At 63.1% G+C, this 1,619-nt stretch carries 2 protein-coding genes; one reads left to right on the forward strand and one right to left on the reverse strand.

Annotated features, from left to right (window positions below):
• Nucleotides 1–207: 207 nt before the first annotated feature.
• Complete coding sequence (locus ACVWZG_RS13770) at nt 208–1,221, reverse strand: glycosyltransferase family 9 protein (RefSeq protein ID WP_457407495.1); 1,014 nt, start codon at nt 1,219–1,221, stop codon at nt 208–210.
• Between the two features lie 164 nt (nt 1,222–1,385).
• Here ACVWZG_RS13770 and ACVWZG_RS13775 point away from each other — a divergent pair.
• On the forward strand, nt 1,386–1,619 hold a 234-nt coding region (locus ACVWZG_RS13775; protein ID WP_457407497.1), incomplete at its 3' end, for a DegT/DnrJ/EryC1/StrS family aminotransferase.

Genomic DNA, 1,619 nt, shown 5'->3' on the forward strand with positions numbered 1-1,619 from the left:
TTTCCCCCAAGAGGGCAGAAGTTCCCCCGGTCAACAGCAATGCTGACTGCCTTACGGTCGCTCGCCAGCAAGCCTAGGAGAGCCAAGGTGACAAAGCAAGCTCTCCCGCCGGCTAAAAGCAGACAGGGACACATCTCCCAGGCTAGAAGGCTTCTCGGTCCGCCTGCAGAGAAACTGGACTGGGTTGCTGCCACGAAAACCTTGGCTCTAGGCCGGAAAGATCACCTGCAGAATTTGCTCGGGGGCAATCGACTCCACCTTCCCATCGGCCCCCTTGACCGCCCGAAACGGCCCCTCTGAAGGCAGCAACCGCAGCGGGTCGGTGGGCCCAAACAACGCCACCAGCGGCGTCTGGGTAGCCACCGCCAAATGCATGGGAGCGCTATCGGCGCACAACAGCAGCGTTGCCCCACCAATCAAGGCCGCCAGCTGCCCCAGCCGGACAGGACGGCTCACCGGCAGCTCCGGCAGTTGCGCCAGAAAGCCCTCCGCCAGCTGCTCATCCTCTGGCCCCACCACCAGCACCAACGGCAGCTCCGGCCGCTTCTCCCGAAAACCCTTGATGACCTTGACCCAGTTGGCAGAGGGATAGATCTTCTGAATTCCCTTCTCCTGCGACAGCTGGCTGGCCCCCGGATGCAACAGCACATAATCTTGAGCGGCATCCCCCAAAAGGCGCTTGCGTTCCTGCTCTGCCCACTCCAGGTCTGCTTTTTTCAGACGAATCTGGGGCAACCCCGCCGGCGCAGCAATGCCAAACCCCTGCACCAGGTCGTGGTACATCTGGGCAGCATACTGGGCTGGCTTCAGGGGCACCGGGTCGGTCAGCCAAGGTCGCCCCGGCCCCGGCGGCGCATAGCCCACCCGCTTGGGAATGCCGGTCAGCCACAACAACAGCTTGACCCCCAAGCTTCGGCCCAGGCTCAGCACCCCGTCATACTGCCGCTCCCGAATGCGCCCCAGCAGGTCGCTGAGATCCCCCAACGACAGCTGTTCTTTGAACGGAAAAGTCAGCACCCGACTCACCGAAGGACAAACCTCGTAGGCAGCCGCCGCCCGCGGCTCCACAACCACCTCCAGCTCCGCCTCAGGAAAGCGCTGCCGCAAACTGGCCAAGGTGGGAAAAAACAAAATCTGGTCACCAATCCCCCCCGGCACCAGAGCCAAAAGGCGGGGGGCCAAAGGCGCTGTGCCGCCAACTGCTCGAGAAGCCACCTGCATAAAGCATCCTGTAGAAAGCGGTATCCAGGGATCCCTGGCTCAGGACATCCCGCGCTTACTCTATCTCAGATTGCAGACCTTCAGGACAGGCTGGGCAGACCGGTTCCAGCCCCCTGCTGGCCCAGAGCGTTGTGTACACAGGCTCTCATCCGCGATGATGGGCTGTGGCCGCCACCTTCTCCAAAGGCAGCACCATGACGGAGGAGCCGATTCCGCTGCTGGATTTGACGGGGCAGTACCGCGCTTTGGCCGGGCTGTTGCAGCCGCAGCTGGAAGCGCTGCTGGCCTCTGGCCAGTACATCGGCGGGGCGGCGGTGCAGCGCTTTGAGGAGCAGTTTGCCCAGTTTTTGGGGGGTGGCCCCCTGGAGGCCGTCGGCTGCAATTCCGGCACCGATGCC

It is taken from the genome of Thermostichus sp. OS-CIW-33, from assembly GCF_054059615.1.